Source organism: Streptomyces sp. NPDC093795, from assembly GCF_044764665.1.
Classification (GTDB): Bacteria; Actinomycetota; Actinomycetes; order Streptomycetales; family Streptomycetaceae; genus Streptomyces.
Map to the genome: position 1 here is coordinate 203159 of NZ_JBIWIO010000004.1, position 13387 is coordinate 216545.

The 13387-nt window shown below is 72.8% G+C and carries 11 protein-coding genes; 6 read left to right on the forward strand and 5 right to left on the reverse strand.

Annotation, left to right across the window (positions count from 1 at the left end):
- Nucleotides 1-122: 122 nt before the first annotated feature.
- The 4 genes from ACIRB7_RS13185 to argB all read left to right on the forward strand — a co-directional run bounded on the left by ACIRB7_RS13185 (nt 123) and on the right by argB (nt 4616).
- The gene (locus ACIRB7_RS13185; protein ID WP_403596691.1) at nt 123-1703 is read left to right on the forward strand and encodes a polysaccharide lyase family 1 protein; all 1581 of its coding nucleotides are present in this window, start codon (nt 123-125) and stop codon (nt 1701-1703) included.
- Nucleotides 1704-1892: 189 nt separating this feature from the next.
- On the forward strand, nt 1893-2612 hold the full coding sequence (locus ACIRB7_RS13190; RefSeq protein ID WP_403596694.1) for a beta-glucanase: 720 nt from the start codon (nt 1893-1895) through the stop codon (nt 2610-2612).
- Nucleotides 2613-2758: 146 nt separating this feature from the next.
- The gene (locus ACIRB7_RS13195; protein WP_403596697.1) at nt 2759-3490 is read left to right on the forward strand and encodes a hypothetical protein; all 732 of its coding nucleotides are present in this window, start codon (nt 2759-2761) and stop codon (nt 3488-3490) included.
- 190 nt (nt 3491-3680) lie between these two features.
- Nucleotides 3681-4616 (forward strand): acetylglutamate kinase, encoded by a 936-nt coding sequence (gene argB, locus ACIRB7_RS13200; protein WP_403596700.1) that lies wholly within the window; start codon nt 3681-3683, stop codon nt 4614-4616.
- A 51-nt stretch (nt 4617-4667) separates the two neighbouring features.
- Here argB and ACIRB7_RS13205 read toward each other — a convergent pair whose 3' ends face one another.
- Genes ACIRB7_RS13205 through ACIRB7_RS13225 form a run of 5 tightly spaced genes read right to left on the reverse strand, consistent with a single transcriptional unit; the run spans nt 4668 to nt 9589 of the window.
- Nucleotides 4668-4898, reverse strand: a complete 231-nt coding sequence (locus tag ACIRB7_RS13205) for a hypothetical protein (protein ID WP_403596702.1) — start codon at nt 4896-4898, stop codon at nt 4668-4670.
- Complete coding sequence (locus ACIRB7_RS13210; protein WP_403596705.1) at nt 4895-6469, reverse strand: amidohydrolase; 1575 nt, start codon at nt 6467-6469, stop codon at nt 4895-4897. The genes ACIRB7_RS13205 and ACIRB7_RS13210 overlap by 4 nt, the downstream gene beginning before the upstream one ends.
- A gap of 56 nt (nt 6470-6525) precedes the next feature.
- Complete coding sequence (locus tag ACIRB7_RS13215) at nt 6526-7407, reverse strand: ABC transporter ATP-binding protein (protein WP_403596707.1); 882 nt, start codon at nt 7405-7407, stop codon at nt 6526-6528.
- Entirely contained in the window at nt 7404-8486 is a 1083-nt protein-coding gene (locus ACIRB7_RS13220; RefSeq protein WP_403596710.1) for a FecCD family ABC transporter permease, read from the reverse strand. The genes ACIRB7_RS13215 and ACIRB7_RS13220 overlap by 4 nt, the downstream gene beginning before the upstream one ends.
- On the reverse strand, nt 8483-9589 hold the full coding sequence (locus tag ACIRB7_RS13225; RefSeq protein WP_403596712.1) for a FecCD family ABC transporter permease: 1107 nt from the start codon (nt 9587-9589) through the stop codon (nt 8483-8485). Before ACIRB7_RS13225 ends, ACIRB7_RS13220 begins: the two co-directional genes overlap by 4 nt.
- Before the next feature lie 161 nt (nt 9590-9750).
- Between ACIRB7_RS13225 and ACIRB7_RS13230 the strand changes: the two genes are divergently transcribed.
- Complete coding sequence (locus ACIRB7_RS13230) at nt 9751-11457, forward strand: ABC transporter ATP-binding protein (protein WP_403596715.1); 1707 nt, start codon at nt 9751-9753, stop codon at nt 11455-11457.
- Entirely contained in the window at nt 11454-13340 is a 1887-nt protein-coding gene (locus ACIRB7_RS13235) for an ABC transporter ATP-binding protein (RefSeq protein ID WP_403596718.1), read from the forward strand. The genes ACIRB7_RS13230 and ACIRB7_RS13235 overlap by 4 nt, the downstream gene beginning before the upstream one ends.
- Nucleotides 13341-13387 lie beyond the last annotated feature (47 nt).

A 13387-nucleotide genomic window follows, 5' to 3' on the forward strand; every position in this document is an offset into this window, starting at 1 on the left:
CGGGCAGAAAGCGCTTTCCATCCGTTCATGGGCGCCTCCCCCGAGGCTGCCCGTGAACGGTTTCTTCTGGACCGAACGGCGTACCGACCCCCTAGCGTTCAAAGACGAGAAGGACGGCGAGCATGAGACGACCAGTCGCATTTCGACTCCACGCGGCAGCGGCCGCGATGGCCCTGGCGGCCGCTGCCGGTGTGGTGATCTCGATGCCCCAGGCATCGGCCGCGACCGGCGGCGCCACCGGTTACGCGACGCAGAACGGCGGGACCACCGGCGGCGCGGGCGGACAGACGGTGCGGGCCACGACCGGCACCCAGATCCACGCGGCCCTGTGCGGCCGGGCCAGCAGCAGCACCCCGATCACCATCGAGGTCGAGGGGACCGTCAACCACGCCAACACCGCCAAGGTGTCGGGCACCAGCTGCAACACGGCGGCCGGTGTGATCGAGCTCAAGCAGATCAGCAACGTCACCCTCGTCGGCGTCGGGGCGGGTGCCGTCTTCGATCAACTCGGCATCCACATACGCGAGTCGAGCAACATCATCATCCAGAACGTGACCGTCAGGAACGTGAAGAAGTCGGGCTCGCCCATCTCAAACGGCGGGGACGCCATCGGCATGGAGAGCGGCGTCCGCAACGTCTGGGTCGATCACGTCACCCTGGAGGCGTCCGGCGGTGAGTCGGAGGGCTACGACGGCCTCTTCGACATGAAGGACAACACCCAGTACGTGACCCTGTCGTACAGCATCCTGCGCAACTCCGGCCGCGGCGGCCTCGTCGGGTCGAGCGAGACGGAGCTCTCGAACAGTTTCATCACCTACCACCACAACCTGTACGAGAACATCGACTCACGCGCGCCCCTGCTCCGCGGCGGCGTCGCGCACATGTACAACAACCACTACCTGCGGATCAACGAGTCCGGCATCAACTCCCGTGCCGGGGCCCGCGCCAAGGTCGACCACAACTACTTCGAGGACTCCAAGGACGTCCTGGGCACCTTCTACACGGACGCCGCCGGGTACTGGCAGGTCAGCGGCAACGTCTTCGACAACGTGACCTGGTCCGCCCGCGGCACCGACAACAACCCGGCCGGCCCGGACCCGCAGTCCAACACCACCGTCGCCATCCCGTACGGCTTCACCCTCGACGCCGCCGGCTGCGTGCCGGACGTCGTCGGCCGAACGGCCGGTGCCGGTAAGGGACTTCAGGTGTCGAACGGCAGCTGCTCGCCGCAGACGCCCACCCCCACACCGACGACGACGTCCACGACGCCCGCGCCGACGCCGACCGCCACCACGCCCACTCCCACCACGCCCACGCCGGGTCCGACCCAGCCGGGCGGAACCAACCTCAGCATCGGGGCCGGCTCCGACGGTTCCAGCAAGGCCGACGGCACGAGTTACGGCAACGTACGGGACGCCGACCTGAGCACCTACTGGTCGCCGGCCGGTTCGACCGGCTCCGTGTCCATCAAGTGGGGCTCCGCCACCACCGTCTCCTCCCTCGTCATCCGCGAGACGGCGGGCGCGACGGGCGCCATCGGGTCCTGGCGGGTCCTCAACGGCGACACCGGAGCCGTTCTGACGTCGGGCAGCGGAGCGGGCGTCATCGCCGTACCCCGCACCACGCTGAAGAAGATCACCTTCGAGATCGTCAGCTCGACCGGCACCCCCCGGGTCGCCGAGTTCGAGACGTACGCCGGATAGCCGCCGCCGTACGGGGCGTCGCTCGCCGGTGCCCGGTGATCGCGACGGCGTGAGCCGGTGGCACCGGGGGGCGCGCTCGGCGACGCCCGTGACGACTTGTCGCCAACGGGCGGCCTGCCGCGTACGCGCGGTGCACGGTGGGCAACATCCTTCGCATGCCGGGCCATACCCGCGCGAAAGGAGCACGCCATGCTGTCCGACTTCTTCGACCGGCTGCGGAGACGCGGGGGAACCGACCCGAGCGGACCCGCACGGTCACCGGGGACCCTCGTGCTCGACGCGGACTTCTCCTCCGCCGAGCAGTGGGCCGCGGGCCGGACCTGGGCATATCCCGACGGCGGGCCGACCAACCCGGGCGACAACAAGCTCGACCACCTCGTGGAGGACCCGTCGTACAGCAGGACGGGCACCTTCCGGGCGACGCGGCGGTCCGACGGCTACTGGGACGCGGGGCTGCTCACGACGGAGGGAAGCCCTGAGGGCTTCCTGGTGCGGGCGGGCGACGTCCTGGAGGCGCGGGTGCGGCTGCCCGTGGAGACCGGCGCCTGGCCGGCGATCTGGACCTGGCTCGACGGCGGGCAGGAGATCGACGTCTTCGAGTACCACCCCGACAACCCGGACCTGCTCGAACTGTCGAACCGGATCCGGGGGCGCCACCACTACTTCCGGGACCCGGCCGTCCAACCCGGGGCGTGGGTCGACTTCCGGGTCGAGTTGGGCGCGCGCAACGTGGTGTGGTGGGTCAACGGCGCCCGGGTCTTCGACGACCGGCGCGGGGTGGGGCGCTCCTGGCGGGCCCATCTCATCGTGAACCTGTCGGTGTGCGCGGGCCGCTACCACCCGGCGCCGGACGCCGGCACGTCGGAGATGTCGTACGAGGTGGCGGAGTTGCGCGTGTACCGGGGCTGACCGTGTCCGGTACGTGCCGGCGGTGATCGTCCTCGATCAGGAACACGAGGGGGAGGCGGGCCCTCGGGGTGCGGGCGTTGCGTAGGCTCCGACGGAGCGTTCCGCGCGCCCGCACCGGGCCGTCCGCACGACGAGGAGGACTCCCCATGAACACCGCCGACGAGGGACGGCAGCAGCTCGACGAGGCCAGTGTGCTCAACGCCAAGAGCACGCTGCTCCAGCTTCTCGCCCGCGCGGGGGTCTACACCGGCGACGCCGAGGAGCTGATCGGGCTCGTCGAGGCGGGCGCCCTCGCCCTCGCGCACACGGAGCTCGGCGGCGCCGGGCGGAGCGCGCCGGAGGGGAAGGGGGAGCTGTACGCGTCCGGCTGGGCGGACGGCGCCCGGGCCGTCACCGACGAACTCGGGGCCGTCGCCGAGCGGGCCCTGGTCCGCGCCGTCACCTCCGGGCCTTCGGCCTCCTCCCCCGACGAGCGTTCCCCTGTCGGGCGGGCGGAGATGGAGCGGGCGAAGGTGGCGGTGACGCCGCTCTATCTGTCGTTCGCGGATGTCTCGGACCTCGATCCCGAGGTGACCGAGCAGGTGCTCGGCGCCGTCCTCCGCACGATGAGCCCCCGGCAGCGGGCCGGGTATCCGGGGCGCCTCACGGAGTTCGCGTCGGCGCACCACGGGCACCTGGAGCGGCTGTACGCGGAGTACGGCCCGGGCAGCCCGATCGCGATCCACGGCCGCTACTCCCTCGTCCACTCCGCCACCAGCGTCGCCGTGCTGGAGCGCCTCGCCGTGACGCCGTCGGCGCTGCACGAGGAGTGGGACGCGGCCGAGCTTCCGCCCGCGTGGCTCGACGGCCTGACGGCGGCGTGGGGCTCTCCTGCCTGAACAGCCGGTGTCAACTCGCCTTTTGAGATGAACAGTTGGACCCATCGACCCGAAGGTTGGGCGGCGGTACGGCAGTTCCGCCCCGCAGGAGCTTAGGTTAGGCTAAGTTAAGTCGCTGTGTGCCGACTTGGAGTGTCTGTCGGCATCCAGAAGTCCGGCGACTACTGCTCATGAGCGAGGGGAAACGGCGATGAGGACGCTCGACGGGCAGCGCACTGCCGGTGCCGGTGCCGTGGAAGCCGTGGAAGCCGTGGACACGGCGGAGCTGCTGTCCACCCGGGAGGGTTCGCGGGGCCGGACCGTCGTCATCAAGTGTGGTGGCAGCACTCTCGTGGACGCCGCACTCCGGCAGTCCTTCGCGCAGGACGTCGTCGAACTGTGGCACGCGGGCCTGCACCCGGTCGTGGTGCACGGTGGCGGCCCCCAGATCAGCGCGATGCTCGACCGTCTCGCCCTGGAGGTCCGGTTCGAGGCGGGGATGCGGGTGACCACGCCGGAGGCCATGGACGTGGTCCGTATGGTGCTGACCGGACAGGTGCAACGGGACCTCGTCGGCGCCATCAACGCCCACGGGCCCTTCGCCGTCGGCATGTCGGGCGAGGACGCGCACACGCTGACCGCCGTGCGCCGCCCGGCCTGGGTGGACGGCAGGGCCGTCGACATCGGTCTCGTCGGCGACATCGTGACCGTGGCCCCGGACACCGTACGGAACCTCGTCGCCGGCGGCCGTATCCCGGTCGTCTCCCCCGTCGCGCGGGGCGCGGACGGGCAGGTCTACAACGTGAACGCCGATCTCGCGGCCTCGGCGCTCGCCGTGGCCCTCGGCGCCGACCGGCTCGTGATGCTCACGGACGTCCCCGGGCTCTACGCGGACTGGCCGCGGAGCACCGAGGTGATCCCCCGTCTGACCGCGGGTGAACTGGACGCCCTGCTCCCCGGGCTCGCGGGCGGGATGCTGCCGAAGATGGAGGGCTGTCTGCGGGCGGTCCGGTCGGGAGTCGGCCGGGTCCACGTCCTCGACGGACGTACGCCGCACGCCGTACTCCGGGGCGTCCTCACCGAGGAGAACCCCGGCACCACGGTCCTGCCCGGCGACGCGCCGCACGACGAAGGTGCCCTCGTCTGACCGTTCGGCCCTCGCCGCGGACCCCGCGCCCGACCGGCCGCGGGGGGCTCTCTAGCCGCACGCGCGTCCCGGGTAGTCGGCGCTCTCCGGGGCGCCGGCCTCGCGCATGCGGCGGCACACCTCGGCCAGGGACGCGTCGTCGATGGGGACCGGGAGGTTGAGGTGCCGGTCGAAGACCATCGTGTCGGCGTCCGGGTGCCAGATCACCCAGCGGGGTGGTGACGCGGGCGTCTCCCACAAGGGGGCGAATCGTTCGAGGTCGTGGTGGTCCGGCGTGCTCACAGGTTTCCCTTCTCCGTGTGCCCGTTCACGTACGTCGCCACGACCTCGATGTCCCCGATGCGCGAGGTGTCGACCCGTCGGGGGTCGTCGCCGAGGATGACGAGGTCGGCGCGCTTGCCCGGGGCGAGGGTGCCCGCGGTGTCGTCCCAGTGGCAGGCGTACGCGCCCGCGGTGGTGTAGGCGTGCAGGGCCTCGTCGACCGTGAGGGACTCCTCCGGTCCGATCAGGCGGCCGGAGGTGGAGGCGCGTTCGACCATGAACTGGATCGCCCGGAGCGGCGAGCCGTCCGTGACCGGCCGGTCGGAGCTGCCGACGAGGGTGACGCCGTGGTCGAGGAAGCCCCGGCCCCGGTACATCCAGGGCGCCCGCCGCTCCCCCATGACGTCCGCGTAGTCGTCGCCGAAGTAGCGGAGGAAGTTGGGCTGGACCACGGCGCTGACGCCGAGCCGGGCGAAGCGCGGCAACTGGTCCGGGCGGATCAGGCCCGCGTGTTCCACCCGGTGCCGGGCCGTCGGGCGGGGCCGTAGCCGCTGGGCCCGCTCCAGGGCGTCGAGGGCGAGGTCGGCGGCGCGGTCGCCGATGGCATGGACGGCGAGCTGCCAGCCGGCGAGGTGGCCGTCGACGACGAGGTCCGCGATCCGCTCCGGGTCGTCCTGGAACTGCCCGGTGTGGGACATGCCCTCGTACGGGTCGGTGAGCGCCGCCGTACGGGCCATCATGCCGCCGTCGGTGTAGATCTTGAGGGCGCCGATGGAGAGCCAGTCGTCGCCGAAGCCGGTGCGGAGGCCGAGGTCGAGGGCGCGCGGGATGCCGTCGTCGCGGTGGGAGGCGCGCGGGCGCAGGGTGTCGCCCGCGGCCATGAGCTGGACCCGGAGGGGCAGCCGGCCCTGGTCCCCGAGGAGTTGGTAGGCGCCGAGTTCGACGGGGCTGTGACCGAGGAGGCCGCCGCCGATGCCCGCTTCGGCGCAGGCGGTGATCCCTTCGGCGAGGCAGGTGCGCCCTGCGCGCTCGATCGCGTCGGCGAGTTCCTCCTGGGAGTACGGGAGCCGGAGCTGCCGTACGGCGGTCATGGCGCTCTCCGCCAGGAACCCGTCCTGGTGCGGGATCTCGGCCGGGAGCAGGTCGAGGACCGCGCTGTTCACGACGCAGGCGTGGCCCGAGTCGTGCATGAGGAAGATCTTGCGGCCCTGGCTGACCCGGTCGAGTTCCGTGGCGGTGAGGTGGCGCCCGAGGGCCCGCTGGTCGTAACCCGCGATGTCCACCCAGTCTCCGGGCCGGGCCTCGCGGGAGACGGCTCCCGCGACGACGGCGAGTACGTCCTCGACGCGCTCGCAGGGCGCGATGCTCGGGGTGTTCGCCTTCAGGCCCGCCCAGGCCAGGTGGACGTGGCTGTCGATGAAGCCGGGGAGCACGGTGGCGCCCTGGAGGTCGACGACCTCGCGGGCCGGCAGCGAGGTCACCTCCTCGTCGAGGCCCACGATCCGTCCCCGCCAGATGCCGAGGTCGTGGGCGACGGGGCGGTCCGGGTCCATGGTGAGAAAGCGCGCGTTCGTCAGCCTCGTACAGAGCATGGGTCGTCCGTTCCCGTTGCGGTCGCCGTTCTCGGTCGCTGTCGCCGTCGCCGTCGTCAGGGGGTCTTGGCCATCACCGTGCCGGGGGCGTCTTCCGCGACCGGGTCCGGCGCGGTGTCGGCGGGCTCGTACCGCTTGGGGGCCGCCGGGACCATCAGCGGGGTGCCCGTCTCCGGGTCGTCGATGATCCGGCAGGGCAGGCCGAACACGTCCTCGACCAGCTCGGCGGTCATGACGGTCGACGGGTCGCCCTCGGCCGCGATCACCCCGCCGGGGCGCATCACGATGAGGTGCGTGGCGTAGCGGCAGGCCTGGTTGAGGTCGTGCAGGACCGCCACGATCGTGTGGCCCCGGCGGGCGTGGAGTTCGGCGCAGAGGTCGAGGACCTCGACCTGGTGCGCGATGTCCAGGAAGGTGGTGGGCTCGTCGAGGAGCAGGATCGAGGTCTGCTGGGCCAGGACCATGGAGAGCCAGACGCGCTGGCGCTGGCCTCCGGACAGGTCGTCGACGGGCCGGTCGGCGAGGTCGAGCACGCCGGTCTGCCGCATCGCCTCGACCACGGCCGCCTCGTCGTCGGCGGACCACTGCTTCAGGAGGCCCTGGTGCGGATACCGGCCGCGGGCGACGAGGTCGCCCACGGTGATGCCGCCGGGGGCGGTCGAGGACTGCGGGAGCAGGCCGAGCCGGCGGGCGACCTCACGCGAGCGGTACGAGGCGATGGCGGCGCCGTCCAGGTAGACCTGCCCGGCCCGTGGCTTGAGCATCCGGGCGAGGGCGGTGAGCAGCGTGGACTTGCCGCAGGCGTTCGGTCCGATGATGACCGTGAAGGAGCGGTCGGGGATCTCGACGGCGAGGTCGGTCGCCACGGTCCGCTGGTCGTAGGAGAGGGTCAGGTTCTCGGCGCGCAGGCGGGAGGCCGGACGGTTCGTTGCTGTCATGCGCGGCTCTTTCGCGACTCGGAGACCAGTAGCCAGATGAGGTAGAGCCCGCCGACGCAGCCGGTCGCCGTGCCCACCGGGAGGAGCGCGGGGGCGAAGAGGCGCTGCACGGCGAGGTCGCTGAGGGCGAGCATGACCGCGCCCATGAGCGCGGACGGCAGCAGCGCGGGGCCGGACGACCGGGCGAGTCTGCGGGCCACCTGGGGCGCGGCCAGGGCGATGAACCAGATGGGGCCGGTGACGGCCGTGGCGAACGCGGCCAGGGCGACGCTGATCACGAGCAGGACGGTGCGGGTGCGTGTCACGTCGACGCCGAGGGCCATGGCGGTGGTGTCGCCCATCTCGACCATGGAGAGTCGGCGGGAGAGGAAGAAGGCGAGGGGCAGCAGGACGGCGACGGCGAGGCCGATGGCGTGGGCGTGCGTCCAGAGCCGGTTGCCCAGGCTGCCGATCAGCCAGGCCTGTGCCTCCAGGGCTTCCTGGAAGGTGGCGCGGGTGATCAGGTACGAGTTGACGGCGAGGAGCAGGGCGCTGACGCCGATGCCGATGACGACGAGCCGGAAGCCCTGGATGCCCCGGCCGAGCATGAGGAGGTGGACGGCGAGGGCCGTGGCGAGGCCGCCGATCAGCGCGCCGAGCGCGATCTGCGCCATGCTGCCGTGCACCACGACGATGACGAACAGGGCGCCTGCGGCGGAGCCGTTGGTGAAGCCGATGATGTCGGGGCTGCCGAGGGGGTTGCCGGTGATGCTCTGCAGGATGGCCCCGCTGACCGCGAGGGCCGCGCCGACGCACAGCGCGGTGACGAGTCGCGGCATGCGGAGGGTGTTGACGACGAAGTCGGCGATTCCGGTGTCCTGGCCGGTGAGGGCCCTGTAGACCTCCCCGACGGTCAGGTCGAAGTCACCGGTGGTCAGGGTGACGCCCATGGTGGCGACGAGCGTGACGAGGAGGGCCGCGGTGACGGCGACCGTACGGCTCCGGACCAGCAGGGAGATGCCTCCGGCCCGGGTCCGGACGACCCGGCCGCTGACGACACGGGGGCGGTCGGGGGCCTTCTCGGCCCGTACGGCGGTCACAGCATGACCAGCTTTCGGCGACGGCACAGGGCGATGAACAGGGGGGCGCCGATGAACGCGGTGACGATGCCGACCTGCACCTCGCCGGGGGCGCCGATGACCCTGCCGATGATGTCCGAGCCGATGAGCAGGACGGGCGCGATCAGCATCGAGTACGCGAACACCCAGCGCTGGTCGGGGCCGACGACGAAGCGGGCGATGTGCGGTACGGCGAGGCCCACGAAGCCGATCGGTCCGGCGGCGGCGGTGGCGGCCCCGCACAGGAGCATCACGGCGACGGCGCCGAGCGCGCGGGTCCGGCCGACGTTCACGCCGAGGGCCCGGCCCATCTGGTCGCCCATGGCGAGGGCGTTCAGGGAGGGGGCGAGGACGAGGGCGATGACGAGGCCCACGCCGACGAACGGCAGGGTCATCAGGACGATGTCGTGGTAGCGGCCCGCGAGGGAGCCCACGGTCCAGAAGCGGAACTGGTCGAAGGCCCTCGGGTTGAGCAGCAGGATCGCCCAGTTGAAGGCGTAGAGGACGGCGGTCACGGCGGCGCCCGCGACGACGAGCCGCTCGGGGGAGGCGAGTTTCCGGCCGGAGGAGCCGAGGAAGTGGACGCCGACGGACGCGGCGGCGGCGCCCGCGAGGGCGAACCACACGTAGCCGAGCGGCGCCGCGACGCCGAAGAAGGCGATGGCCACCACCACACCGGCGGAGGCGCCCAGGTTGACGCCGAGCATGCCGGGGTCGGCGAGCGGGTTGCGCGTGAGGGCCTGCATCAGGGCGCCGGCGAGGCCGAGGGCCATGCCGACGAGGAGGCCGAGGAGGGTCCGGGGGATGCGGTAGTCGTGGATGATCACCGAGGTCTCCGAACCGTCCGGGTTCCACAGGACGTTCCAGGTGGCGGTGAAGGGGATGCCCCGGGTGCCCACCCAGACGCTGAGGAGTCCCACCAGGACGAGGGCGGCGAGGGCCAGGACCAGTCCTAAGCCCCGGAACGCCGCTCCGGCGCGGCCCGTCCGCGGCGGCGCGGCCGGATCGGGGGCCTTCTCCGCGGGGTGCTCCTCGGTCGGCTGTCCCGTCGCCGACACCACCCGGGATTCGACGGACAACGACAACTCCCCCTGGCGGCGGTTCAGATGTACGGCGAGAGCCCATGGCGCACGGGCGCCCAGCGGATCACGACTTAGGTGAGGCTAACCGAAGCGTATCCCGTGGTCAATGCGCGTGATCAGAGTAGGCTTACCTAACCATTCGCTCACCTCCGTGAAGGAGTCACATGCCAACGGGCGGACCGACGGGGGGACTTGTCCTCCGCCAAGCGATCAGAGGACAACGCCGCCGTGTGATCGCGGCATCCCTGCTCGGCATGACCCACCAGGGCTGTGAGGCCCTGGTGCCGGTGGTCATCGGCGCCACCATCGACACGGCGGTGGCGACCGGGTCCTCCGACGCGCTCCTGCGCCTGCTGCTCGTCCTCGCGGTGCTCTTCCTGGTCCTGTCGACCTGCTACCGCACCAGCGCCCGGATCACCGAGGGCAGCGGCGAACTCGCCGCGCACCGGCTCCGGCTCGACCTGGCCGCGCGGGTACTCCACCCCCGGGGCGGCGCCGACGCGAACCGGCTCCCCGGCGCGCTGACCAGCATCGCCACCAACGACGCCCGCCGTGTGGGGTCGGTGGCCACCGTCATCTCGTACGGCGTGTCGGCCGTCGCCGCGCTCGTGATCAGCGCCGTCGCCCTCCTCAGGATCTCCGTCCCGCTCGGCCTGCTCGTGCTGCTCGGCATCCCGCCGCTCCTCTGGCTCGGGCACCGCATCAGCCGGCCGCTCGAACGGCGCAGCGAGACCGAGCAGGAACGCGCGGCCCACGCCTCGGGCGTCGCCGCCGACCTCGTCTCCGGCCTGCGGGTCCTCAAGGGCATGGGCGCCGAGTCGGCGGCCGTCGCCCGCTACCGCACCACGAGCCAGGACTCGCTGTCCGCCGCGCTGCGGGCGGCCCGCAGCCGGGCCGGGCACGAGGGCGCGGTCCTCGCGCTCACCGGGGTCTTCATCGCCGTGATCGCCGTCGTCGGCGCGTATCTCGCGATGGACGGCACCATCAGCGTCGGTGACCTGGTGGCCGCCGTGGGGCTCGCCCAGTTCCTCCTCGGCCCGTTCCAGCTGCTCACCTACGTCAACGCCGAACTCGCGCAGGGCCGGGCGTCGGCCCGGCGGATCGCCGAGGTGCTCGCCTCCCCCGTCACCGTCGCGGACGGCGACGACGTACCGGACGGCCCGGCCGCGGGAGGCCACCTCGCACTGCGCGGGGTGACGTTCGGCGCGCTCCGGGGTGTGGATCTCGACCTGCCGGCCGGCAGCCTGACCGGGGTCGTCACCCGGGACCCGGCCGCCGCCCACGACCTCCTCGTCTGTCTGGCCCGCGAGGCCGATCCCGCCGAGGGTGCGGTCGAGCTGGACGGCTCACCCCTGACCTCGCTCGATCCCGACGCGCTGCGCCGGGTGGTCCTGGTCGCCCACCACGACGCCGACCTGTTCGAGAGCACGCTGCTCGACAACGTCCGGGCCGGCGCCGGGGCCGACGACGGCACCGGTGCGGTCGAGCGGGCCCTCAGGGCCTCGGCCGCCGACGACGTCGCCCGGCTCCTTCCGGACGGCGGGGACACCCTGCTCGCCGAGCGCGGGCGGTCCCTCTCGGGCGGCCAGCGCCAGCGCGTCGCACTCGCCCGGGCGCTCGCCGCCGACCGGCCGGTGCTCGTCCTGCACGATCCGACGACCGCCGTCGACACCGTGACCGAGTCCCGTATCGCGGCCCGGCTGCGCGAGGTCCGCCGGGACCGCACCACGGTCCTGGTCACCACGAGCCCCGCGCTCCTGGCGGTGACCGACCGGGTGGTGGTCCTTGAGGACGGCTCCGTACGGGCCGCCGGACACCACACCGAACTCCTCGCCGCCGACGCGACGTACCGAGCGGCGGTGCTGGCATGACACCCGCCGACGAGACGAAGCCCGAGGGGCGTACGAGAGGGACGGAAGAGACCATGAGCGGAACCCGCCAGGACCGGGTGCTCCTGCCGACCGCCACCGGCGCCGAGTCCCTCGCGGCGCTCCGCGCCATGCTGCGCGGCCACCGGCTCCTCGCGGTGGCCGCACTCACCGTCCTGGTCGCCGGCACCGCCGTCGGGCTGCTGACCGCTCCCCTGCTCGGGCACATCGTCGACCTCGTGGTGGACCGGAAGGGCGCCCCCGCCCTGACGCTTCCGCTGGTGCTGCTCGTCGTCGTCGCCGTCGCGCGGGGCGCGGCCGCCACCGTCGGCAGCACCCTCGTGGCCCGGCTCGGCGAGACCGTACTCGCGACTCTGCGGGAGCAGTTCATCGAGCGGGCGCTGCGGCTGCCGCTCGACCGCGTCGAGGCGGCCGGCTCGGGCGACCTGGTCTCCCGGGTCACCAGCGACGTGTCGATGATCGGGAAGTCGGTCCGGCAGGCGCTGCCCGAGTTCAGCCGCTCCGCCCTGACGATCCTGCTGACGTTCGTCGGACTCGCCGTCCTGGACTGGCGGTTCCTGCTCGCGGCCCTGCTCGCGGCGCCGGTGCAGGCGCTCTCGGTGCGCTGGTACCTGCGCCGCGCCGCCCCCGTGTACGGCGAACACCGGATCGCGACCGGCGCGTTGCAGCACCAGCTGCTCGACAGCGTCGGCGGGGTCCGTACCGTACGCGCGTTCCGGCTGAACGGCACGCACGCGGGCCTCCTGGAACAGCGGTCCGAGGCGGCGCGCGACCTGGGGCTGCGGGGGATCCACATCGTCACCGGGTTCTTCTCGCGGCTCAACCTCGCCGAGTTCATCGGGCTCGCCGCGATGCTCGCGACCGGGTTCGTCCTGGTCGACAACGGCTCGGTCAGCATCGGTACGGCGACGGCCGCCGCGCTGTACTTCCACAGCCTCTTCAACCCGATCAACGCGACCCTGTTCCTCCTGGACGACGCCCAGTCGGCGGGGGCGAGCTTCGCCCGCCTGGTCGGTGTGTCGGACCTTCCGGCGGAGCGGGCGCCCAGTGGGCACCACACCCTCGCGGACGGTTCGGTCGAGGTGTCCGCGCTCAGCCACGCGTACGGCTCAGGGGCGCCCGTGCTGCACGAGGTCGACCTCACGGTGCGCAGCGGGGAGCGGGTGGCCCTGGTGGGTGCGAGCGGGGCCGGCAAGACCACCCTGGCCAAGCTCGTCGCGGGCGTCCACAGCCCCACCGGGGGTTCGATCAGGCTCGGCGGGGTCGACGCCCGGGAGCTGGGTCCTGCCGGGGTCCGCCGCGCGGTGGCGCTCATCAGCCAGGAGGTCCACGTCTTCGCCGGGACCCTGGCGGACGACCTGCGTCTCGCCCGGCCCGACGCCGACGGCGAGGCGCTGCACGCGGCGCTGGACCGGGTCGGGGCCCTGGAGTGGGCGCAGGCGCTGCCCGAGGGCCTGGACACGGTCGTCGGCGAGGGCGGGCACCGGCTGACGGTGACGCAGGCGCAGCATCTCGCGCTGGCCCGGCTCGTGCTCGCGGACCCGCCCATCGCGATCCTCGACGAGGCCACCGCCGACGCGGGGAGCGCCGGCGCCCGGGTCCTGGAGGAGGCGGCCGCCCGCGCCCTCGAAGGGCGTACGGGGCTGCTCGTCGCGCACCGGCTGCCGCAGGCGGCGGCCGCCGACCGGGTGGTCGTCCTGGATCAGGGCCGTGTGGTGGAGACCGGCACCCACGAGGAGCTGGTGGCGGCGGGCGGCCGGTACGCCGACCTGTGGGCCGCCTGGTCCGCCAGCCGCCGGGACCCCGGGGAGAAGGTGCCGCACCCGGCCCCGGACGCGGACGTCCCGGTGCCCCAGGCCCGCTGAGGAACCTCCCGCGCACGCGGGAAGGGGGCGGCACGACGATGCGTCGT